Here is a 24,482-nt window from a genome sequence, read left to right on the forward strand (position 1 = left end):
GTGACTGGTAGCGCGATCGCGATTCAAGTTATCTCATGAAATACCCAATTACTCTTTCCCAATCCTGGCGTAAATGGTTAGCAGGTATACTAGCTGGAGTCATGGCGATCGCGCTGTCTGGCTGCAATCCGGCTGAGATGAGAACCCAAGCAGCTGACGTACCGCAAATAGTGGTAAGCGTGACTACCGATCCCGATACGTTTAATTATGCTTTAGGTCATCAAGTCCCAAATATTTTTAATATGACCTTTAGAGGATTAACTACAGTTAATGGTATTACCAAAGAACTCGAACCAGAATTAGCAGAATCTTGGCAAATTTCCGAAGATAAATTAAATATTATTTTCACTTTAAGAGAAGGGTTAAAATGGTCTGACGGTCATCCACTTACAGCAGATGATGTCGTATTTACTTATAACGATATTGTTTTAAACAAAGCCATTCCTACAGATTTAAGAGACTACATTCAAATTGGTAAGCAAAAGGCTTATCCAAAAGTTATCAAGTTGGACGATCGCCGCGTCGAATTTATCATGCCCGAACCTTTTTCACCATTTTTAGCTACGACGACGGGAGATCCTACGAGTGCGATCGCCATTTTACCAAAACACGCTTTACAAGAATCAGTCAAAACAAAAGACGCTAAGGGAAACCCTCGCTTTTTAAGCACTTGGGGAACGGATACAGATCCAACAAAAGTTGTCACTAATGGTCCTTTTACACTTGAAAGCTACGTACCTGCTCAACGCTTAGTTTATCGCCGTAACCCTAATTATTGGCGTAAAGATGCTCAAGGCAATTCTCAGCCTTACATTGAAAAATACATTTGGCGAATTGTCGAAAATCCAGAAACAACTTTAGTCCAGTTTCGTTCTGGTGGACTAGATGTAGCTTCAGCTTCAGCAGATAATTTTTCTCTGCTCAAACGTGAAGAAGAACGAGGCAATTTTAAAATCTACAATGGTGGACCTGCTTTCGGTATGTCTTTCATTACCTTTAATTTGAATAAAGGTAGTAGAAACGGTAAACCTTTAGTCAATCCGATTAAATCGCGCTGGTTTAACAAAGTTGAGTTTAGACAAGCAGTTGCTTACGGACTCGATCGCCAAACGATGATAAATAATTTCTTACGGGGTTTGGGAGAACTACAAAATTCACCAATTGACACTCAGAGTTCGTATTTTCTTCCTCCTGAAAAAGGGCTAAAAGTTTACAACTACGATCCAGATAAAGCTAAAGAATTACTGCAAAAAGTTGGATTCAAATACAACAATAAAAATCAATTATTTGATGCTCAAGATAATCGGGTACGATTTACTCTCATGGTTCCTGCTGGGGGTAGAGGTAATAGTGGGAGAACGGTAGCTCAAATTCAACGAGACTTAGGCAAAATTGGTATGCAAGTCGATCTCCAATTTCTCGATTTTGGAACTTTAATAGATAAGACTTCTAATTCTTTAGATTGGGAGTGTTATATCGGTGGTTTTATTGGTGGTGGAATTGAACCGAACGACGGCGCAAATGTATGGTTGACAGCAGGTGGCTTGCACAATTTCAACCAATTACCTCAAGTAGGACAAGCACCAATTCAAGGACGAGAAATTGCGGATTGGGAACAAAAGATTGAAGATCTATTTATTAAAGGAGCGCAGGAATTCGACGAAGCCAAGCGGAAGGAAATCTATAATGAATTCCAACGCACTGCTCAAGAATATTTACCCTATATTACCTTATATAATCCTTTATCGCTAGCTGCAATTCGCGATCGCATTGAGGGAACAAAATTCTCTGCTTTAGGTGGCGCTTTTTGGAACATATACGAATTGAAAGTAAAAGAAGAATAAATTCAGAGATGTAGGGGCGCACAGCTGTGCGCCCCTACAATTACATATACAAATTACAATCTATGATCCGTCGAAATTTTTTGATAACACTAATATTATTAGTTGCGATCGCGCTTTCTGGCTGTAATCCAACTGAAATGAGAACGAACGCCACTCAAGTTCCGCAAATCGTGGCGAGAGTTCCAGGCGACCCGCAAACCTTTAATTACGCCTTAAATCAATCGTCACCCAACGTTTTTGGATTTCTTTATGAAGGGTTAATTACTGAAAATGGCGAAACCGGAAAGTTAGAGCCAGCATTAGCAGAATCTTGGGAAATTTCTGAAGACAATCTCCAAATCGTTTTTACTCTAAAACCAAATTTAAAATGGTCGGATGGAGAACCGTTAACAGTTGACGATATCGTTTTTACTTATAATAATATTTATTTTAACGAGCAAATTCCTACAGATCTTCGAGATATTCTGCGCATTGGCAAGAGTAAAGCTTTACCTAAAGTTCGTAAATTAGATGACCGTCGAGTAGAATTTACAGTTCCAGAGCCATTTGCACCTTTTTTACGATTTGCAGGTGGAATAGTCATCTTACCAGAACACGCTCTACGTCAATCAGTAGAAACTAAAAATAAAGATGGTAAACCCCAGTTTTTGTCTACATGGGGAACGGATACAGACCTGAAAAAAATTATAGTTAATGGTCCTTTTACGCTGGAAAGCTACACGGTAAATCAGCGTATAGTCTTTCGCCGCAATCCCTACTACTGGCGGAAAGACGCGCAAGGAAATGCTTTACCTTATATTGAGCGGCTAATTTGGCAAATTGTTGAATCACCAGATACAGCTCTAATTCAGTTTCGTTCGCTAGGATTAGACATGCTAGAGATTGGTTCTACGAGTTTTCAATTACTAAAACGAGAGGAAGAACGAGGAGATTTTAAAATCTATAGTGGTGGTTCAGACTTCGGCACAAACTTTATTTGTTTCAATTTAAATAAAGGTCGTCGTCAGGGAAAACCTTTAGTCAATCCAATCAAATCACGGTGGTTTAATACAGTAGCATTTAGACAAGCAGTTGCTTATGGTATAAATCGCGAAGCAATGCTAAATAATGTGTATCGTGGTTTAGGACAGCTACAAAATTCGCCAATTTCCGTTCAAAGTCCTTACTATCTCTCTCCTGAAGAAGGTTTAAGAGTTTATAACTATAATCCTGAAAAAGCCAAAGAATTGCTCGAAAGAGCTGGGTTTAAATATAACAATAGAGGTCAATTACTCGATGCTGAAGGTAATCGAGTCCGGTTCACTACGATCAGCCAAGCGGGTAATAGAACTGTTGATGCAATTGGTTCACAAATCAAGCGAGATCTCAGCAAAATTGGAATTCAAGTTGATTTTACCCCAATTGACTTTGCTGTCATGGTAGATAAAATTACCAATACTCTAGAATGGGAATCTTATTTTGGTTTAATTACTGGTAGCATTGAACCGCATGGTGGAGCAAATGTGTGGTCGCCTGACGGTGGTTTCCATCCTTTTAACCAGAAACCACAACCAGGACAACCGCCAATTGAAGGACGAGAAGTTGCAGACTGGGAAGCAGAAATCGGTCGTCTTTACATCGAGGGAGCAAGAGAACTTGATGAAACAAAGCGTAAAGAAATTTATGGAGAAACTCAGCGTTTAGCTCAAGAGTATCTTCCTTTTATTCATTTAATTAATCCTTTAGCTTTAGCAGCAATTCGCGATCGCATTGAAGGAACAAAATTCTCTGCTTTAGGTGGGACGCTTTGGAATGTTTATGAGTTGAAAGAAGCAAAAGACTAGGAATAACTATTTAATTAAACAATGCGATCGCGAGTTATTGTCTTCATCTTGATTTTATTTCTCACTTGCCAACTCATGCTTACAGGTTGCAATCCAACAAAATTTAGAACTTCAGCAGCGCAATCACAATGGGTAACAAGCACTTTAAGAGATCCTAAAACTTTTAACTACGCCCTCAATCAAGAATACCCTCACGTATTTTTATTTATTGCTGAAGGACTGACTACACTCAATGGTGAGACTGGAGAAATTGAGCCAGCTTTAGCTGAATCTTGGCAAATTTCTGAAGATAAAAAGCATATTACTTTTACCTTACGCGAGAACTTACGCTGGTCTGATGGTGAACCTTTAACAGTAGATGATGTCATCTTTACTTATCAAGACATCATTTTCAATTCGCAAATTTCTACCGATTGGAAAGATGGTTTGAAAATTGGCGATAAAGCCGAATTTCCTCAAATTAAAAAAATGAGCGATCGCCAAGTTGAATTTAGCTTTTCTACTCCATTTGCCCCATTTCTCAGTACAACTACAGGAGCGTCAACTAATTCTGTAGGAATTTTACCCAAACACGCTTTATCTAAATCGATTACATCTAAAGATACTAAGGGTAATCCTCTATTTACTTCAACTTGGGGTACTGATACTGACCCAGCAAAAATTATTGTCAATGGTGCTTATAAAATAGAAAGTTTCACACCAGGTCAACGAGTTGTATTTCGTCGTAATCCTTATTATTGGCGTAAAGATAGTCAAGGAAAACAGTTGCCCTATGTAGAAAGAATTATCTGGCAAATTATTGAATCTACCGATACAACTACTCTCCAATTTCGTTCTAGAGGATTAGATAGTATCGAAATTACTCCTGAAGACTTTTCTCTGCTCAAACAAGAAGAAGAACGGGGAGAATTTACGGTTTATAACGGAGGTTCCAGATTTAGCAAAACATTTATTTCCTTCAATCTCAACAAAGGAATCAGAAAAAACGGTACTCCTGTTGTCAACCCGATAAAATCACGTTGGTTTAATAACCTAGCCTTTCGTCAAGCCGTTGCTCATGCCATAGACCGCGAGAGAATGTTAAACAATGTTTTTCGTGGCGTAGGGACAGTTCAAAATTCATCTATAGAACCGCAAAACCCTTTTTATCTCTCCCCAGAACAAGGATTGAAAGTCTATGAATACAATCCCGATAAAGCTAAAAAGTTACTATTGAATGCAGGATTTAAATATAACTCTAGAAATCAGTTACTCGATGCAGATGGAAATCGCGTGCGTTTTTCTTTAATTACCAATACCGAGAATAAAACTCGCGTAGCAATGGGAGCGCAAGTAAGGCAAGATTTGAGTAAAATCGGGATTCAAGTTGATTACAATCCCATCAATTTTAATATTCTGGTAGATAAACTCAACAGCTCTCTCGATTGGGAATGTTATTTACTAGGCTTGATTTCTGGTAGCTTAGAACCCCACGATAGTGCTAATGTATGGTTGCCCGATGGTGGCTTACACGCATTTAATTTCAAACCTCAGCCAGGACAAGAACCGCTGATCGGTAGAGAAGTTGCAGATTGGGAAGCCGAAATTGGTAGGCTATACATCCGTGGGGCGCAAGAGTTAGACGAAAATAAACGCAAAAAAATTTACCAGGAAACCCAACGCCTGACTCAGGAATACTTACCTTTCATCTACTTAGTCAATCCCTTATCTCTAGGAGCAATTCGCGATCGCATCCAAGGAGTAAAATACACCGCCCTCGGCTCCCAAGCTGGTACTCTGTGGAACAAATACGAACTGAAAGTGACAGAATAGGGTCTAGGAAAAGTAAAAAGTCAAAAGCTAAAAGTTAAAATAAACTCCTTCCTTGTCCCCTCACTCCTCACTCCTCACTCCTCACCCCTCAAATGTCCCAACCCGAAGCCTTGCGATCGCTCTTAGAATCTGTGGCAGCTGGTAACGTCAGTCCAACTGTCGCCTTAGACAAATTGAAACATTTTACCTACGAACCAGTTGGTGAATTTGCCCGTATCGACCATCATCGCCAGCTCAGAACTGGGTTTCCTGAAACGATCTGGGGTCAAGGCAAAACTCCCGACCAAATCGTGCAAATTATGGCAGCGATGCGCCAGCGCAATTCAGTAGTGATGGCGACGCGCATCGAACCCGATGTAGCAGAACAGTTAGAAGAGAAGGTAGAGGGACTGCGTTACTATCCGATGGCAAAGATTGCGGCGATCGCACCAGCACGGATCGAACCGCAGTACCCTGGTATAATTGGTATCCTCTCGGCAGGTACTGCCGATTTACCCGTAGCCGAGGAAGCAGCTATAACTGCCGAACTGTCTAGTTTTCGCGTTCTCCGGCTGTGGGATGTGGGCGTTGCTGGTATTCATCGCCTGCTAGACAACCGCCACGTCATCGCTGAAGCATCGGTATTAATTGTCGTCGCGGGAATGGAAGGGGCTTTACCCAGTGTCGTTGCAGGATTAGCCGATTGTCCCGTCATTGCCGTTCCTACCAGCGTTGGCTATGGTGCGAGTTTCAGCGGCTTAGCTCCCCTCTTGACAATGCTCAACTCTTGTGCAGCAGGGATAGGAGTTGTCAATATAGATAACGGTTTCGGTGCAGCGATTTTAGCAGGACAAATTCTACGCACCGCAGGAAAATTACAGTGACCAGTGACCAGTTACCAGTTACCAGTTACCAGTTAATTCTCACTTACGACTCCCGACTCCCGACTCCCTAATTTTTGTGTGAGATTCGGAATGACTGGAAAATCCTCCTAATTCGGCTAAGGTGTAAATTGGTCTACCTTTGACTTCTTCATAAATTCGCCCGATATACTCACCTAAGATGCCAATACTGACAAGTTGAACTGCACCAAGGAAGAAAATTGCTACCAAAATCATCGTAAAGCCAGTCAAAGGAGACTGAGGTACAAACAATCGCCAGTACAATACGAGTAGAGCCATGAGAACAGCGATCGCCGCAGCAAATAGACCGACATAAGTAGAGAGGCGCAAGGGGACTTTGGAGAACGACACCAACCCATTTAAAGCCAGAGCCAAAGACTTACCAAAAGTGTAATTAACCTTACCAGCAAAACGAGGCGGGCGATCGAATTGTACGGCTGTTTGACGAAAACCAATCCAAGCCCGTAAGCCGCGCATGTAGCGATTGCGTTCTGGCATGGCATTGAGGATATCTAAAACTTGCCGATCGATCAAACAGAAATCTCCAGTGTCGGTGGGAATATCGACATCAGCAAGGTGTTGGAGCAGGCGATAAAATATGTATGCCGTACCGCGTTTGAACCAACTTTCTTTTTGGCGCTGCGTGCGTTGAGCATAAACCACTTGAAAGCCATTTTGCCATTTGGCTACCATCTCTAAAATCAATTCTGGCGGGTCTTGTAAGTCTGCATCCATGACAATCGCCACTTCACCCCTAGCAAAATTAAGTCCAGCCGTCACCGCAATTTGATGTCCGAAATTGCGGGCAAGACTGAGGTAGGATACGCGAAGGTCATTTTGATGTAAGTCGCGCACGATTTGCAAAGTGCGATCGCGGCTGCCATCATTAACAAATATGAGTTCTATGGCTCCATCCAATTGTTCGCCAACCGCACTGACGCGGCGATAGAGTTCTAGGATATTTTTTTCTTCGTTATAGACTGGAACAACCAAGGAATACTTAGGCGATACCATCGCTTCCTACCAACACGATATATTTGACTCATTACTGTAACGCGATCGCTCCCAATTAGGAGCAGTATTACACGCACCATGCACAACGAACGCACCACTCAACTACCAACTACCAACTACCACTCTTCCCTACTCCCTACTCCCTACTCCCTGCTCCCTGATTTATAGAAATTGTACGAGTTGCTGTAGCTTTGCCCAAGCAGCACCACTATACAGAATTTCCCTAGCTAGGCTAATGCCAGCAGCATATTCACCTAAAGGGATCTTTTCTCCTACTTGCAGTGCTAGCGCTGCATTTAAAGCAACAACATCTTGCTGTGCTTGAGTTCCTTTACCTTGCAATACAGCAGTGAGAATTGCTGCATTTTCCTGTACGTCTCCACCCCTTAATGCTGCTGTTGGTGCGGGTGCTAAGCCTAGTTCCTGTGGATGTATAGTTGTTAACTCCACCTGTCCGTTAGATAACACTGCTAAATCTGTAGCGTCACCTAAACCTGCTTCATCCAACCTTTCCCGTCCGTGCAGCACAATTGCCTGTTTTGTCCCTAACTGCTGCAAGGCATGAGCGATAGTCAGTGGTAAGTTTGATTCACAAACTCCAATAACTTGTCCTGTTGGGCGCAAAGGGTTGACTAACGGTCCTAATAGATTAAACACCGTCCGTACTTTCAGCGTTTTGCGTAACGGAGCAACCGCCTTCATAGCTGGATGCCACCCAGGGGCAAATAAAAATGTAATGCCTACTTCTGTAACCGCTGCTTGTATTCTTTCTGCGGCAGCATTGAGATTAACTCCTAGTGCTTCTAACACATCCGCAGAACCGACTCGACTAGAAGCAGAGCGATTGCCGTGTTTAGCTACTGGTACTCCCGCCGCTGCTGCGACAAAGGCAACCGCAGTAGATATATTAAAGGTTGCAGCTCCATCTCCACCAGTTCCGCAGGTATCGATTAAAGGTGTAGGGGCGCACAGCTGTGCGCCCGTGCTGTGCGCCCGCACAGATTGTAAAACTTGAGCCATCCCAGCCAGTTCTTCGGCTGATACACCTTTAGCCTGAATTGCTGCTAATATTGCTCCAGATAAGACAGGTGGAATGCTTTGGTTGAGCCATTCCTGCATGAGTTGCGCTGCTTGCGCACCGGACAAAGATTGACGATCCAGTAATTGCTGAAGTAATTGCGTTGCCCAAGTATTTGAAGCTTCTGGGAGAGAACTATTGCTGAGATCGATGGCTGATGTAGAGGTCATTGTCAGGACAATTTTTGCAGTTAGAAGCATACTACCGCAAAAGGCTCTACTCGATCGGACTTGTCTTTCAAAAATCGTACTAGACTGTCATTTACAATGAGTTGCAATGTATGGCAGCGATCGCGCTTAATTATTCACCAGCCTGATTCTTGGTAACAGAATGCAATACTCTGGTTTTTACAAAGCCAAAACTTCTCTGGCTTTCTCCGTAATCTCATCAGGATCGAACGGTTTGGTAGTATACATGTCAGCTCCAACCTCTATACTTTTTTGTCGGTCGAATTCCTGACCTTTAGCTGTCAACATAATAATGTAAACATCGGAAATATTTAATTTATTTTTTACAGTATTACATACATCGAAACCATTCATTTTTGGCATCATCACGTCTAAAAATACGAGCTGAGGTCGCTCGTTCGTAATAATATTGAGTGCGACTTCACCATTGTCGGCAAATAGTAGTTCTACCCCTTCATCTTCCAATTCTTCTAATGTTTGTTCCATCAACAGTCTGACGTGAGGTTCGTCATCAACAATTAAGATTTTTAAATCCATATTTTTACCCATATACCTAAATCTCGGTTAGTAAAATTTAAACTGAAACTTTTGGTGCGATCGCATACTGCTCTAAGGCATAGTTATACTAATCTACAATTTCTATCATTGAGCAAAACTTTATACAAGTTTTTCATTTTTGATGAAAGCTCTTGGAAGTAAAATCTCATTTTGTGTAGTTAATGCTTCAGAACGATCGCCATCCTGACGGTCTGCTAGTAAGATAAAGAAAACATTTTCTAAACCTTTTTCAAAACGCAAAGTTTTAATAACTTCGGAGCGCTCCCAAAAGTTAGCGTTAGCAATAATCATGTATGGTTGAACCGACATTGCTTTTTCTCGCAATTCTTGAGCATCAATAGCTTCAACTACACTGTAACCTTTAGCTTGTAAAACTTCAGCTAAAGTTTTCACAGTAGATACATCTTCATCAACCACTAAAACTTTTTTACTAGAATTAGCTTGAGTCGTCAGTGTGCCAATTTCATGCAATAAAGTATCTGTCTCAATTGGCTTCATTAAGTAGCGTTCAATTCCCAAGCGGTAGCCCCGCTCTCTATCTTCTACAATCGATAGAATAATAATGGGAATATTCATAGTTTTGGGATCGTTTTTGAGAACGGCTGCTACATCGAAACCGCTCATCTCTGGCATCATAACATCTAGAATAATGAGGTCGGGAGCAGATTTTTTCACAAAGGCGATCGCTTCTATGCCATCTTTAGCTTCAAGAATGTTGTATCCTTCAGACTCTAACTGCTGCCGTAACAACTGACGAATATTAGCATCGTCATCGACTACTAAAATTGTTTTTTTAGTCGTTCTAGAATTAGCAGATTTCATGACTACATGTTCTCGCAACTGCTTGACGAGAGTATCGACATCAAAAGTTTTTGGTTTCAAGTCACAAGCAATCATGATGGGTAAGGTAAAGGAAAATTTACTACCTGTACCTAAAATACTTTCAACCCATATTTTACCTCCATGATGTTCGACAATTTGTTTGCAAATTGGCAACCCTAAACCCGTGCCTTTGGGTTTGTCAGTGAGGGTATCACCCACTTGCTTGAATTTCTCAAATACTTTATCTAAATCGACTTCAGCGATACCTATACCCGTATCGATAATACTAATATGGATTTGAGTTTCATTAGCTTTGATTCTGCAAGTAATCGAGCCAGTATCGGTAAATTTGATAGAATTAGAAATCAGGTTAATAACTACTTGAATTAAGCGGTCGCGATCGCCTATAATCTCCGGTAGTTCGGATTCAATATCTCGAATTAATTCCAGATTTTTTTGGTGAAAGAGCGCAGAAGTAGCTGCGATCGCTCTATCTATGACTTCATTAATTTGTAGGGGAGCCATTTTCCACTCAATCTTGCCCGCCTCCATCTTGGCAATATCCAAGACATCATTAATCAAATCCGTCAGTCTGCTACCTTCTGATACGATAATATCCAGATTGTCTGCTATTTGTCTCACATTGCGTTGGACTTTTTTATCATCTGTTGGAATGACGGGAAAGACAACTTCCTCTAGTTTTTTCTTAATAATTTTGGCAAAACCAAGAACTGATGTCAGAGGTGTTCTAAGTTCGTGAGATACTGTAGAAATGAAATCAGTCTTCATCTGATCCACCTCTTTTTCTGACGTGATATCTCGAATCAATAAAACTGAACCAATACACCGATCTTTTCCATTTTGCTTACCTGTAGAATCGGCATCTTTCAGAATTGCAGTTGCGACTGCTTTTCCAGTACAACCACTCGATAATTCTATTTCTGCAACAAAAACTTTTTTTAGATTTCTACGAGTTTCTTCTACTAGCTCGACAATCTTACGATTAAATACAACTTGACAATCACGACCAGATAAATCTGTCTCTTCAATTCCAAATAGAGCAAATAAAGCTGGATTGACCCGAGCAATTTTACCATTTAAATCGACGACCAATAACCCATCTGCCAAGTTATCAATCACGGCAGTTAAATAAGCCGTGCGCTCTTGAACTCGCAGTTCTAGCTCTTCAAATGATGCTTCTAGCTGGGCTGCCATCTTATTAAAAGCTTGCTCTAAAACTTCCAGTTCATCTGTATTCCTCGCTTCAGACTGCTGCTGAAACGTATTGCTAGCAATTACTTCAGATGCTTGGTTAAGTCGGCGCGTCCTTTGCAAATCTATCTCTGCTAGGCGATCGCACTCAGCCATAATGTGTTGTAAGCGCTGATTCAGTCTGCGGATAAAGAAAGCAACAACTACAGCCAGGATGATAGCCGCTCCCAGCGCTCCTCCCACAGTAATAGTTAACGCGGGACCCAGCACAACCCATTGAGGCACTGATGCGATCATCAACCAGTTTGTACCTTTAACTCGCTCGTATGCCCAGTAGTGTCCTTCAGCTTGGATTAATCCAGCTTTACCATTCGATATCTTTTGCCATACAGCCTTTAATTCGGGTATATCCTTGTATGTTGACAGTGCCTTAGCCTTTTGGGGATCTGGAGGATAAGTCAGCAGGTTTCCTTTTTCACTTATAATTGCTAGATAACCCGATTTCCAGCTTTTGGGAGTTTGTATTTGAGCGCTAAGAGCTGTCACATTTATATCTAATCCAGTGACTCCAATTAGCTTGTTGTTATCATCATATATTGGCGCTCCAGTAGTAGTCATGGTAATTCCAGACCATTGGTACGGCTCTAACCAAATAGCTTTTTTTATTACCACAGGTAATTTGTAAAATTCTTGTTCGCGGCATTTACTATCAACCTCACATACATCTGCAAACCGAATATGATTATGTGGTGGTGCTAGAGGTTGTCCCACTTGATCGGGAGTATTCTGATCTAGGAAAAAGTATGGCCAAAACGATTGACGATCTAGCAGAAGTTGGAAAGGCTCCTGACCAAAACCAAGAGCCAACATTAGAGATGAACGTTGCTGAAACAGCTCGAAAACTATCTGTTTATATACATTTGCGTCTTTGATACTCAGACGATGCATGGTCTTGACTGTAGCAACTAAACTCAAATTCAGTTGCTCAGCTTTAGCAAACTCTCCTTCAATTGACTTGACTTGTGTGCTGAGATTACTTTGAATTTCTTCTTTAGCTCGATTTTCTAATGCTTGATAGAAAAAACAGGACATTCCAGCTAACCCTACTAAAGCACTTGCTAGTACATGAGTAAATAGTCTGGAAGCAATTGATTTCTTAATGGGGTTTTTTGCAGTATTTAGCAGCATATCCCTACATCAATCTCTTTACAGAGATCCAAAATATGATTTAACTTACTCAACCAAACCTATAGTTCCCAGATTAATTTCAAAATTAACAGCTTAGCATCTCAAGCATAGATTTGGATTGTAAGCTCACATCACACTTAGCAAAGCATACAAAGTAAATGTCCTCATTCTGACTTCAGCCAGAAAGACATTGCCTTGGAGCGCTTTCTATCTGGTATAAGAAGTAGCAAACGAATGAGGACTGTTCAAGATAGCTTTTGAGAAGAGTCAAAGCTTACATAGCTAGAGATATGACAGGTTGTTTGCCATTGCATATTTCTGGCATTTTAAGAAAACCACTTCGGATGTAGTAAAACAAGTATGTACTCAGCAACTGAGCATTAATTGGGGAACAAACGATTGTAGTTCCTTTAAGTCCGTTTATCACATTTTCACAGCTAGTCAAGTTCGCTCCTACTGAACATTTTTCTAAATAGCTCAAGCCTTTCTCTGAGGTTTTTGAAGTTAGCACAGATACTATGCTGTCTAATGACTCTATATTATTCATCAGTAGATCTTCCCATTGTTTATGACAAACTTGTTGCACTGAATAACCGCAGGCATTGATAGTTTCAACAAATTGAGTCATTGATACTGGCTGAGGATTAATAAAGTTAAATGTTTTTCCCAGAGATTCTTCTTGTCTAGATATGTATATTGCCCCTTTGCTAAAATAATCTACTGGAGCTATATTAAACATCATATCGAAACTAGGAGCATATCCAAGTTGAACAAATCCTTTGATTAATCGGTTCATCAGATCGTTTACATTCGCCACGCCTGTTTTGCTATGTCCTGTAATCATTGCTGGTCTGTATATAGAAACGGGTAGTCCTCGCAATTGAGCAGTTATGACCATTTTCTCAGATACCCACTTACTCTTGGTATAACCATCAAAACGAATTGCTTCGCTTGGATTCAGTTCGTCCTGTTCTGTAATCAAGTTAGTTCCAAATGCTCGTGAAGTTTGGAATACGTCAAGAGTAGAGATAAAGTGGAAAGGTTTAACTTTGATCTGGGTTGCTAGTTTTAAAAGCTCTTGAGTACCGAAAACGTTAGTTGCGCGAAGAGCGGTATAAGGATAGATCAGATTAATGTATGCAGCATTGTGGTAAATAACATCGATTTTGCGAGCTAAAGTCAGAAACTGTGCTTCAGAAACTCCCAATAACGGCTCTGATAAATCTCCAGTAATTGGAATGATTCTAGAATTATATTTTTTGTTCCAAAGCAGATATTTCTCAAGATTACTTTGGATCTTTTGTTTACCTATTTCAGAATCGGCGGCTTGAACGAGACAATAAATGTTAGCTTGAGTCTGCTCTAGAAGTTCATAGAGTAAAAAGGCTCCTAAAAAGCCCGTAACTCCAGTAATGAAGATATTATCTGGTTCAGTCTTAATTGCTGTTGAGAGATGGTCGAGGTTGATAGTAGGAACCAAGGCAGCATCCGCTTCCAAATCAGCAATAGTGCCATCATCGCTGGTTGCTAGCATCTTTGAGCTAATAGCGGCATTGATAAACTCAGCAAGAGTGGCTATTGTCTGGGTATCAAATAAAGCAACTATGGGTATCTCTATTTGAAAAACTTCTCTCGCTTTAAATATTACTTGAATGGCTAGTAGAGAATTTCCACCTAAGTCAAAGAAATTGTCATAAACTCCTACTGGCTGAATACTAAGAACCTGTAACCAGATTTCTGATAAACTCTTCTCTATCTGAGTTCGAGGTAGCACCAAATCTTCTTTTAAAGCAGGTCTACTTTGACTGGGCGTAGGAAGCGCTCTGCGATCGACTTTACCGGAGGGAGTCAGTGGTAGTGTATCAAGAAACATAAAAGCAGATGGAACCATGCAATTAGGCAACTGCTCCTGAACAAAAGTGCGAAGATGTACAGCTATCTCATCTTTGTCTCTAGTAAGCCGATCGTCTTCAATAACAATGTAAGCCACTAAGCGCTTGTTATCTGATGAATCCTCACGAGCAACGACTACAACATCTTTTACTAAAGGATGTTGACTGAGAATAACTTCGATCTCACCTAACTCAATGCGAATACCGCGAATTTTAACTTGAGCGTCAATCCGTTCCATATACTCAAGAGTGCCATCTGGTCGGTAACGTGCTAAATCCCCAGTTCTATAGAGTCGCGCTTCTGTTTCGTTGCTAAAGGGGTTAGGAATGAACTTATTATCTGTCAATTCCGGTTGGTTAAGATAGCCTCGCGCTAAAGCTACCCCACCAATTGCCAGTTCTCCTATTTCTCCGGTAGCAACTAGTTGGCACGGATCTTCTTTGCGGCGTAAGTTTGGATCTAGCAGATAGATATGGGTATTCGCAATAGGCTGTCCAATTGGTGGTAAATGAAGCCAGTTTTTAGATGAGCCTGAGAGTCTATATGCAGTTACTACGTGGCTTTCAGAAGGTCCATACTGGTTTTCCAATGTACACTCTTTAAGATGACTAAACCAATGTGCAATTGAGTTAGTAATTTTTAGCTGTTCTCCAGCTGTAATGACTTCTCGTAAATAAATCGGTAAATTGAGTTGAGTTTTAGCGACTTCAGCTAAATGCTGAAGTGCAATATATGGGAGAAATAAACGCTCAATAGCCTGTGCGCTCAGGTAATGCAGCAGTGCTTCAGCATTTCGTCGGATTGACTCTGACACCAAAACTAAAGTGCCACCAGAAGATAAAGTTGAAAAAATTTCTTGAAAGGAGACATCAAAGCTAACAGGTGTGAACTGTAAAGTTCTAGCTACTGGATACCTGAAATTTTGTATTTGCCAGGTTAATAAGTTTACTAGAGGATGCTGTGGCATAGCCACTCCCTTTGGTCTTCCAGTTGAGCCAGAGGTATATAGCACATATGCCAAATTGTCTAAAGTAAGTTTGCTTTGAGGATTTGCTATTGTATATTGAGCGATCGCCTGCCAATCGCTATCTAGATAAACAACATGACTGTTACACTTGGGAAGACGATCGCTGAGATGGCTTTGAGTTAGCAAAATAGGAGCCTGAGCATCTTCTAACATGTATCGCAGCCTATCTATAGGATATGACATGTCAAGGGGTAGCGCTCCACCAGCTTTGAGAATGCCTAGAAGCCCAACAATCATCTCTAAAGAGCGATCGACACAAATTCCTACTAAAACTTCTGGCTTAACTCCCCATGTCTGTAGGTAATGTGCTAGTTGATTTGCTCTTTCATTCAATTCTCGATAAGTCAGTTGTTGGTTTTCAAAAACAACTGCTACGGCATCAGGAGTTTTTAAAACTTGAAGCTCAACTAACTGATGAATGGAATTGATTTGAGTCTGATTCTGCATTGATTTACCTACTACTTTAGATGAAAGACTGAAAATAGATAACAATAAGTTTGAGAATGTTGAAAAAATCTAGGAGAACTGCCTTTAAATGATGCCAGCTAGCGATAATTCTGAATTAAATACTTTATTTCCATTTGCCGAGCTGAATATAGGTTGCAACATCATTGTTTGCTTAATCGGAATTTGAATACAGAATGTGGCTCCGTGTCCTGGTTCGGAAAAACACTTTAAAACTCCTCCGTGCTTCTCAATAATTTGGTGACTGATAGAAAGACCCAAACCAGCGCCATTACCAGCAGTTTTCGTTGTAAAGAAAGGCTCGAATATGCGATCGCGAACTTCCTCGCTAATTCCAGCGCCATTATCTTGAATACGAATAACAACGTGGGGACTAGAGAAGGAAAAACTAGAATGAGCGGTAAATTTGTCTTCAAACTGCCACATTCCTAAAGCTAAAGAACTTTCATTTTCGACTTCTATGACTTCTGTACGAATAGTAATAGTTCCAGCTTCGCTCTGATTTTCCAGAGCATCGATTGCGTTAGCAAGAATACTCATAAATACTTGATTAATTTGACTAGAATAACAGTCAATTAAAGGCAATCTACCATATTCTCTAACAATCCGAATTCCAGAATGCTTGCTGATTGCTTTCAGACGACTATCTAAAATCAGCAGAGTACTATCAATCCCTTCATTAATATCTATCGGCTTCATTTCTAACTCATCAGAGCGAGAGAAGTTACGCAGTGACAGAGCAATTTTACGAATGCGTCCTACATCTACTTTCATTGAATTTAGTGTTTTTGGTAAATCCTCTAAGAGAAATTCTAAGTCAATGTTCGCCATCAATTCTTGAATTTGAACGCGATCGCTAGGATGATATTTTTGATAAAGTTCGATCAAATTTAATAAATTCTGAGCATAATTACTGATGTAAGCGAGATTACCATGAATGAAGTTCACGGGACTGTCGATCTCATGAGCAATTCCTGCTACTAGCTGTCCCAAACTAGACATTTTCTCACTCTGAATTAAATGAGCTTGGGTATGTTGCAATTCATATAAAGCTTGCTGTAACTGTTGAGCTTGTGCTTGAGCAACAGTTGCAGAAATGCAACTTTGTTCGTAAAGGAGAGCCTTCTCAATTGCTACTGCTGCGTGGAAAGCAAACATCGTCAGAATTTTTAAGTCTTCAGAATTGTATGAGAGCGCGGTTCTCTCTCTCAGCTCATCTACTTCTTGGCTCCAAAAAAATATCACCCCATTCATTTGTTCTTTTGTCTTCAGTGGGACGCAAATTAAAGATTTGATCGGTCCTTGATACTCGCTAAATCTAGGATCGGCAGTAATATCATTGACAATCTCGCCTTTACCTGTGTCAGCAATCCGACCAATAAGTCCTCCACCCAACTTCAAAGATTCTTGAGGTGGAAAAGCTTGACCAACAGATGATAGAGATTCTAACTCTCCTGTTTTTTGATTCAGAAGTAAAATCGATCCGCCTGTAGCTTCAATTAGTTTCCCAACACCCTCAATAACTAGTTGGGCAACTTCTTTTAATTCTAAGCTAGCAGTAATCTGAGTCGTAATATCGTGGAGCAAAGTCAGCTCTCGATATTTCTCTAATAACTCGTTTGCCAGCGCCTTTTTCTCAAATTCCTGTTTGATTAAGTAAGAAATTAGATTAACAATAGCAATAGCTTTTTCACTGCCAGCAATCCAGCCAATAACGCGGTTAGCAAACTCAATTGGATACCTATGTGCTGAGTTTTCACTACCTACTCCTACTATTCTTTTGCCATCAGCATCGTGAATTTGAATGGCTGTACCTGTTTCCTGGTTTAAGTACTCAAGCAGAGCAACTACTTCTTTTTTTGTTGCTATTTTTTTAAAGTTGACTGGAACCATTGGGTTTTATCTCTAGCGTTTTGTTTATTGATTTATCTTATGTTTTTAAGCTCGAATCACTGATGGTTTAGCAACTATTCGCTATCGGAGTTAGTAGATCGCCAGAATTAAATCACTCAGTGTAGATGCGAATAATTCTGTTGGTTATTTTCACTATTTCACTAGCGGTCGCTGAATGCCAACTACTTTATTAAAATTTTATTAAACGGAACTATTTGCTTGAAGATTGGCTTTTAAGCTATTGAATTAAGCAATTTTACAGTTGTTATTAATCAAAAGGTAGATAACATCTGTAGATTCCCTAAATTTACTGAAGCTCAGCAGTCACGCTTGAGGAATACCACAGATTTTAAGTGTAAATCTATACAGAAATTATTGAATAGATAACTAGTTCGATCGACCTAGTATCCGAAATTGCCTAGTATGGGAGTAAGATTGGGCGCATATTTGCTCCAATACGGTTCAGATAAGAAGATCCCCCCTCGCCCCCCTTGGAAAGGGGGGCGAGGGGGGATCTTCGAGGATCGAGCGCTTTTAACTGAACCGTATTGATATTTGCTCTAAATAGCGATCGCCATATTAGTTTGTGTAGCAGGTTGAGAAAAAAACCTAGAGAAAACACCGATCCTATAATAAAAAATCTTACCAACTCTGCAATTAGTATAATAAACTGCGATTAAATACCGAATTTCTACTTAGCTTAGCTGAAAACATCAAAAGAAAAACTCCATTTAGGTAGAGTGTCTCTCTAACTTTGAATTAAATTTTCAGGATGTTTACTATTACACTCTGAATCTAGTTTATGTCAAATTATATTGACTATGGATATTCTAGAGCCACTTTACCCGTCTAACAGAATAGCTTAGTACGATTTATCGAGTTGAGATCGAATAGCTACATTTTATAGAAGATTATGGAGAAGTTAGAGTTAAATCAGTCTTTACCTGAAAATATAGATCCTAGCTGTCATTGCTCTTACACTAACTTTGACACTCAACTGAAACTGCCGTCTCATCCAACTAGTACTGCGAATATATCGCGGAAATTCACAGCCCTGCAAGTTACAATCGCACTATTCCTGACGTGCAATTTTGTAACTTTTAGCTGCATATTTTACCTACTGCCAAATAGCCGCTATGGTGCTACCAGTCAAGCGATCGCAGTCAGCTTGTTATCTATTTTAGCTAGTATTGAAGTTTTACTTGCTTATTGGGCTTTCCAACCTCTACATATTGGGTTGCCAGCCATTCAACAGCATGAGCGACAAGAAAAATTACAGGAACGAAGCGTTTTCGATCTTATACCTCTACCAGCTTACTGGATTAATTCGGAATTAAAGATTCTTGCGGTCAATCAACAACTGGCTCAAGCTCAAAACTTGCATACAGAAGAATTAATTGGGCAGCCTATTAGTTTTTATAATTCAAATTGTCATTTTCTTGAGTTTATTCAAGCTTTTTTTTCTCAACCAGAGCAAACCATTTATAAGGAACTAGAGATTCAAACTGATAGCAGTACTCGTAACTTGCTAATAGTGGTGCAAAAAACTGCGCTAGAAAATACTGCAATTTTGATTGAAATTGATTTAACTACTCGTCAGCAAAGAGAAACAGTACTGCGAGAGAGCGAAGAACGCTACGTTCTGGCTTTGCAAGCTACTAACGATGGCATTTGGGATTGGAATTTAAAAACTAATGCGATTTACTTTTCTTCTCGATGGAAATCAATGCTGGACTATCCAGACAATGAGATGAACTCTTTAGATGAATGGTTTTGTCGCATTCATCCTGGAGATGTGGAACGCATCAAAATGGAAATGCTCAATCATCTCTCCGAGCTAAATTCTAAGTTTGAAAGCGAATACCGGATTTTATGTAAAGGGAAAACTTATCGTTGGATGCTTAGCCGAGGAATTATTATCCGGGATGCATCAGGAGAAGCATATCGCATAGTAGGAACGCAATCTGATATTACTAACCGCAAAGTTACCGAAGAACAGTTACTTCATGATGCCCTACATGATGCATTAACTGGATTGCCTAACCGAGTTTTATTTATGGATCGGTTAAGTCATGCAATTTCTCTAGCAAAAAGGCGGAGAAATTATTTATTTGCCGTGCTTTTCTTTGACCTGGATCGCTTTAAGTTAATTAATGATAGTTTAGGTCATTCAGTCGGCGATCAACTACTCATTGCGATCGCCCGTCGTCTAGAAAAATATTTGCGAGTTGGCGATACTGTTGCTCGTTTAGGTGGCGATGAGTTTACGATTTTATTAGAAGATATTAAAGATGAAAATGTGGCTACTAATATTGCCAATCGGCTACAAGAAGAATTAACGCGCTCTTTCAATCTCAGTGGTAACGAGGTTTTTACGAGTGCTAGTATCGGAATTACTCTCAGTAGTTTTAATTACGAACGCCCAGAAGATTTACTTCGCGACGCAGATATAGCCATGTATCGCGCTAAAGCTACAGGTAAAGCTCGCTACGAAGTATTTAATACCACTATGCACACGCGAGCCGCTGCACTTTTACAATTAGAAACTGACTTGCGACGCGGACTAGAACGACGAGAATTTCAATTATATTATCAGCCAATTGTTTCGCTTAAAACAAGTGCGATTACAGGTTTTGAAGCACTTATTCGCTGGCAACACCCACAGAGAGGTTTAGTTTCACCAGCCGAATTTATTCCAGTAGCAGAGGAAACAGGTTTGATCGTTCCGATTGGCTGGTGGGTATTACGAGAAGCGTGCCGTCAGTTGAGTGCTTGGAAAATACAATTTCCTGAATATCAATCGTTAGTCATGAGTATCAATCTTTCTGCCAAGCAGTTTACTCAAACTAATTTAGTAGAAGAAATTACTGAAATTCTGCGGGAAACAAACGTACCTGCCCAAAGTTTAAAGCTAGAAATTACCGAAAGCGTAATTATGGATAATGCTGAAATAGCAACCACAATGCTGTTTCAGTTACAATCTCTGGGAATTCAGCTCTCAATTGATGACTTTGGTACGGGTTATTCCTCGTTAGCATATTTATATCGCTTTCCGACTCATACTTTGAAAATCGATCGCTCTTTTATTAATAAGATTGATATCGACAGCGAACAATTTGAGATTGTCCGTACTATTGTCACTCTTGCAGCTAATTTAGGTATGGATGTGGTAGCTGAGGGAGTAGAAACATTAAAACATTTAGCTCAACTCAAAGCACTCAATTGCGGGAGCGGACAAGGATATCTCTTCTCAAAACCAGTCGATAGCCAAATGGCAGCAAAATTGTTACAAGAGCAAAATATAGTTGTAGATACAATACCAATATGATTGCGAATTCTGAAAGCTTAGTATTGCCACAACACGAGATTCACATTTGGCGTGCTAGCCTCAGCCAAAATTCAGCATATTTGCAACAATTAGTTAAAACCTTATCTGTTGATGAATTAGATCGAGCAAATCGCTTTCATTTTGAAGCAGATAGAAGCCGTTTTATTATCGGTCGCGGCATACTCAGAAGCATTCTCAGTTACTATTTAGATATCGAACCTCACCAATTACAGTTTTGTTACGGCAGTCATGGTAAACCAGCACTGAAGACATGTGACTTGCTACATTTTAATTTATCTCATTCCCAAGACTTAGCTTTGTATGCTTTTACTTGCGATCGCCAAATTGGGATTGACTTAGAATACGTTCGTCATATACCTGAATTAGAGCAAATCGTTGCTCAATTCTTTTCAACCAGAGAACGCACGACTTTTCTCGCACTTCCTTCCAGCCAGCAGCCAGCAGCCTTTTTTCACGGTTGGACTTGTAAAGAAGCTATTCTCAAAGCACTTGGAGATGGATTAGCACTTCCTTTAAGCCAATTTGATGTATCGCTGCTACCAGATCGACCTGCCCAACTACTCAGTATAAACGGCGATCGCGCTGCGGCAGAGCGATGGTTGCTTCAGTCGTTTATCCCAGCTGTCAACTATGTTGCAGCTATGGCAATCGAGGGACATGACTGGAAGGTGAAATGCTGCCAGTGGCAAGGATTGCAGGTTAAAGACAGTGATGTCGTGCTGTCTCTTTGTGAGGATGTAAGCTTTGACTGGCATCGTCCAGTTTATGGAGACAGCCAATCGTAGAATTCTCAGACTCTTGCTGCTAAGTCTCAACTAGATTGAGGCGATCGCCCCAAATATGCACTAATGTCGTTGTACTGGTTCTCTCGCGACATCTATTCGATCTGCAATTTTTTTGCCTCGATAACGGTAGCGCCACATAACAAAGCCAGTAACGAATAAAATTAGAGGTGCAAGTCCAACTAATACGTAGAGAACACGGCTGGGTAATCCCCAAAATGTGCCGTAGTGCAGAGGTGTAAAAGATCCGAGTACTTTTTCTGCTAAAGGTAAGTTTTGTCCATCTATGAGTTTTAATATTTTGCCGCTATATTGGTCGAGATAAACGCTACTGTCGCCATATTCGTTCGACTCTTGAGGATGTTTTTTATAGATAGTGAATGCGTCTTCTGGTTTCCTGGGTAGGTTGATAAAAGTAGTCTCTGCATTAGGTAAAGCCGCATCCGCTGTTTTCAAAATCTCTGTTATTCCCAAAGGTGACTTACCTGTAACAATTTTAGAAACTGGTTCAGGTGATTTTGGCGTGAAAGTCAGGGCGTAGATTGCAGGTTCGGCGTAATCGTAAAAATTCCAGCAGAAACCTGTAAAAGCAGTCAAACCCAAAAATATAGCAGTAACGATACCCGCAACTTTATGAACGTCGTAATTAACTCGTTTGGGGTGCGCTTGCCATTTAATCTTGAAGCCACTGATTAGCTTACGCCAACCAGACCATAAAAAGATACCTGTAAGACTGAGAACCAGAAGTAGCAAGGCAAAAATTCCAACAATTTTGATCCCAATGTCACCTGCTAGAAGCGCATAATGGAGTCTAAATACAATACCGATGAAAGTATTGTCCCAGTTACGATCGCCTAAAACTTTACCTGTATAAGGATTGACATAAACATCAGTGGTTTTGTCGTCCTCCGTTCTCAACCGCACTCTGTAAGTAGGGTTGTGGGGCAGAGTATCAATAGAAGCTAGTTTAAGTTCGGGGCGATCGCGGTAAGCTGCTTTTACAGTATTCACAACAGACTCAATTGCTATGCGCTGCGGTTGTGGCGCGATCTGCCCAAATTGGCGCTGTATTAAATTTTGGTCGATTTCGTGTTGGAAAACTAATAAACTACCTGTCACGCCAACGATAATTAAAATCAGCCCCACAGCTAGCCCAATGTATCGATGCAAGCTAAATGCGATACCGCGAAGTGTTTTAGTTTTCATGGTAGATTTTGCATGGAAAAAATGTTTGTTGCAACGGTTGGCAGTGGCAATCGCTAAGCGATCGATTAGAGATTAAAAATAAGCCTAGTCAAAGTATCTCATAAGTGAGTATTATTCTCATTTATTCACTATAGAGTGTAATCTTATCTAACAGTAATCTCAAGTAGTTCAGCTTAAAATTCTACAAAGATCGTTCCTAATACAGTCAGAGGCGTACCCTCGAAATAATCTACGTCAAGTAGGTTTTCAATATTGAGTGCGGCTTTCCAGTTTTTGCGCTGGTAGAAAACTGCTAAATCTGTCTGCCAGTAACTCGGTAATTTAAAACTATTCTCAATATTACCTGGACGATCGCCAACGTACCGCACGCCACCCCCAAAACCCAAACCTTGTAATGCACCAGCTTGAATCTCATAAGTCGTCCAAAAACCGCCATTGTGACTGGCAATGTTTGGAACTTGAGAATTTACAGGCAATTGTGAGGATCTAGCGATGCGTGCTTTCGTGTAAGCATAATATGCGATCGCATTCCATCCTGGGGCAATTTCACCGACTACCTCTAAGCCGATATCTTGACTTGTTTGTTTTTCTACCAAAAGTTCTAATTCAGGATCGTTCGCATCTGTTAGTGTTACGTTTCGTTGAATGCCATCGTACAAATACAGAGTAGCAGAAATGCGATCGTTGAAAAATTCTGTCTCAATACCTATTTCTAATCCATTTTCTATCTCTGGTTTTAATAAACTCCTGGAAATTCTTGGAATTGGGAGAGCAGAGTAACTTAAATTAGTATAAACTGAAATCGAGCTGCTAAGTTGATATGAAATTTCCAGCTCTGGATTAAATGCTTCATATTCTTGCTGACTAATATTATGCAGTTCGGGTAGGTCTGTTGTGTCGTTAATGACTAAATCTAAACTACCCTCAAAAGATATACTGAGTCGTCCTATAGCAGTTTCATTACTAATAGATAAGGACAACGAGTTTTGTCTACTCGTAAAATCATATGGAGAAAACGGCAAAGGAATTGTTGATAAGTCGATTAAATTAAACTGTTCGCTTGCTTGACTATCTATATTTTTAGTAGGCAACAAAAACGGAAACTTATTTAGTTCTATTTCAAATCCTATTTCATGCTGAAGAGTTCCAGTTTTAAACTCGTTATTCCACGCAAAATTAAGTACATAAAATCCATTTAGAGAGTAATCGTCAAAATCAAATTCTCTACTGGTTTGATGCGATCGCTTCTTGCCATGACAATTTTCAACAGTATCCCAATTTACATATGCAGCCTGAAAAGAGTTTGCGATCGCGCAGTTGCTAAGATTGGAATTGCGATGGTCGCGAAGCAAACCGCCTTCGGCATCGCGCAGATCTTTTTCACTATCAGCCCACGCAGGTTGTGGAAGTAAAGTTAATTCTACCATAGCTAGATATAAAAAAGTGA

14 protein-coding genes are annotated in these 24,482 nt (G+C 40.3%); 6 read left to right on the top strand and 8 right to left on the bottom strand.

Features of this window, described 5'->3' with window-relative positions; all coding sequences use genetic code 11:
• The first annotated feature begins 35 nt into the window (after positions 1-35).
• The 4 genes from H6G17_RS07335 (at position 36) to larB (ending at position 6,342) form a co-directional block, all read left to right on the top strand.
• Positions 36-1,844, top strand: a complete 1,809-nt coding sequence (locus tag H6G17_RS07335) for an ABC transporter substrate-binding protein (protein WP_192155637.1) — start codon at positions 36-38, stop codon at positions 1,842-1,844.
• Between the two features lie 62 nt (positions 1,845-1,906).
• On the top strand, positions 1,907-3,667 hold the full coding sequence (locus tag H6G17_RS07340; RefSeq protein ID WP_192155639.1) for an ABC transporter substrate-binding protein: 1,761 nt from the start codon (positions 1,907-1,909) through the stop codon (positions 3,665-3,667).
• Positions 3,668-3,688: 21 nt separating this feature from the next.
• Positions 3,689-5,479, top strand: coding sequence for an ABC transporter substrate-binding protein (locus H6G17_RS07345; RefSeq protein WP_192155641.1), 1,791 nt, complete (start codon positions 3,689-3,691; stop codon positions 5,477-5,479).
• A gap of 92 nt (positions 5,480-5,571) precedes the next feature.
• Complete coding sequence (larB, locus tag H6G17_RS07350; protein WP_192155645.1) at positions 5,572-6,342, top strand: nickel pincer cofactor biosynthesis protein LarB; 771 nt, start codon at positions 5,572-5,574, stop codon at positions 6,340-6,342.
• Positions 6,343-6,381: 39 nt separating this feature from the next.
• Here the strand turns inward: larB and H6G17_RS07355 are convergent, their stop codons facing one another.
• From H6G17_RS07355 to H6G17_RS07380, 6 genes are all read right to left on the bottom strand, one after another.
• Complete coding sequence (locus H6G17_RS07355; RefSeq protein WP_192155647.1) at positions 6,382-7,374, bottom strand: glycosyltransferase family 2 protein; 993 nt, start codon at positions 7,372-7,374, stop codon at positions 6,382-6,384.
• A gap of 162 nt (positions 7,375-7,536) precedes the next feature.
• A complete protein-coding gene (gene trpD / locus H6G17_RS07360) occupies positions 7,537-8,622 on the bottom strand; it encodes an anthranilate phosphoribosyltransferase (protein ID WP_192155649.1) in 1,086 nt (361 codons plus the stop codon).
• A gap of 177 nt (positions 8,623-8,799) precedes the next feature.
• Positions 8,800-9,177, bottom strand: coding sequence for a response regulator (locus H6G17_RS07365; RefSeq protein ID WP_192155651.1), 378 nt, complete (start codon positions 9,175-9,177; stop codon positions 8,800-8,802).
• Positions 9,178-9,297: 120 nt separating this feature from the next.
• The gene (locus H6G17_RS07370; RefSeq protein ID WP_192155653.1) at positions 9,298-12,420 is read right to left on the bottom strand and encodes an ATP-binding protein; all 3,123 of its coding nucleotides are present in this window, start codon (positions 12,418-12,420) and stop codon (positions 9,298-9,300) included.
• A 274-nt stretch (positions 12,421-12,694) separates the two neighbouring features.
• The gene (locus H6G17_RS07375; protein WP_192155655.1) at positions 12,695-15,787 is read right to left on the bottom strand and encodes an amino acid adenylation domain-containing protein; all 3,093 of its coding nucleotides are present in this window, start codon (positions 15,785-15,787) and stop codon (positions 12,695-12,697) included.
• Between the two features lie 84 nt (positions 15,788-15,871).
• Positions 15,872-17,698, bottom strand: coding sequence for an ATP-binding protein (locus H6G17_RS07380; RefSeq protein WP_192155657.1), 1,827 nt, complete (start codon positions 17,696-17,698; stop codon positions 15,872-15,874).
• 913 nt (positions 17,699-18,611) lie between these two features.
• Between H6G17_RS07380 and H6G17_RS07385 the strand changes: the two genes are divergently transcribed.
• Both H6G17_RS07385 and H6G17_RS07390 read left to right on the top strand, forming a co-directional pair.
• Complete coding sequence (locus H6G17_RS07385) at positions 18,612-21,026, top strand: GGDEF and EAL domain-containing protein (protein WP_192155659.1); 2,415 nt, start codon at positions 18,612-18,614, stop codon at positions 21,024-21,026.
• A complete protein-coding gene (locus H6G17_RS07390) occupies positions 21,023-21,832 on the top strand; it encodes a 4'-phosphopantetheinyl transferase superfamily protein (RefSeq protein ID WP_192155661.1) in 810 nt (269 codons plus the stop codon). Before H6G17_RS07385 ends, H6G17_RS07390 begins: the two co-directional genes overlap by 4 nt.
• Positions 21,833-21,892: 60 nt before the next feature.
• Here H6G17_RS07390 and H6G17_RS07395 read toward each other — a convergent pair whose 3' ends face one another.
• Together H6G17_RS07395 and H6G17_RS07400 are read right to left on the bottom strand one after the other, a co-directional pair.
• On the bottom strand, positions 21,893-23,035 hold the full coding sequence (locus H6G17_RS07395; RefSeq protein ID WP_192155663.1) for a PepSY-associated TM helix domain-containing protein: 1,143 nt from the start codon (positions 23,033-23,035) through the stop codon (positions 21,893-21,895).
• Positions 23,036-23,208: 173 nt separating this feature from the next.
• Positions 23,209-24,462 carry a TonB-dependent receptor gene (locus tag H6G17_RS07400; protein WP_192155665.1) on the bottom strand — a complete coding sequence of 418 codons (1,254 nt, stop codon included), beginning with the start codon at positions 24,460-24,462 and terminating at the stop codon, positions 23,209-23,211.
• Between the last annotated feature and the right edge of the window lie 20 nt (positions 24,463-24,482).

Origin of the sequence: Chroococcidiopsis sp. [FACHB-1243], from assembly GCF_014696895.1 — a bacterium.
Lineage (GTDB): Bacteria > Cyanobacteriota > Cyanobacteriia > Cyanobacteriales > Chroococcidiopsidaceae > Chroococcidiopsis.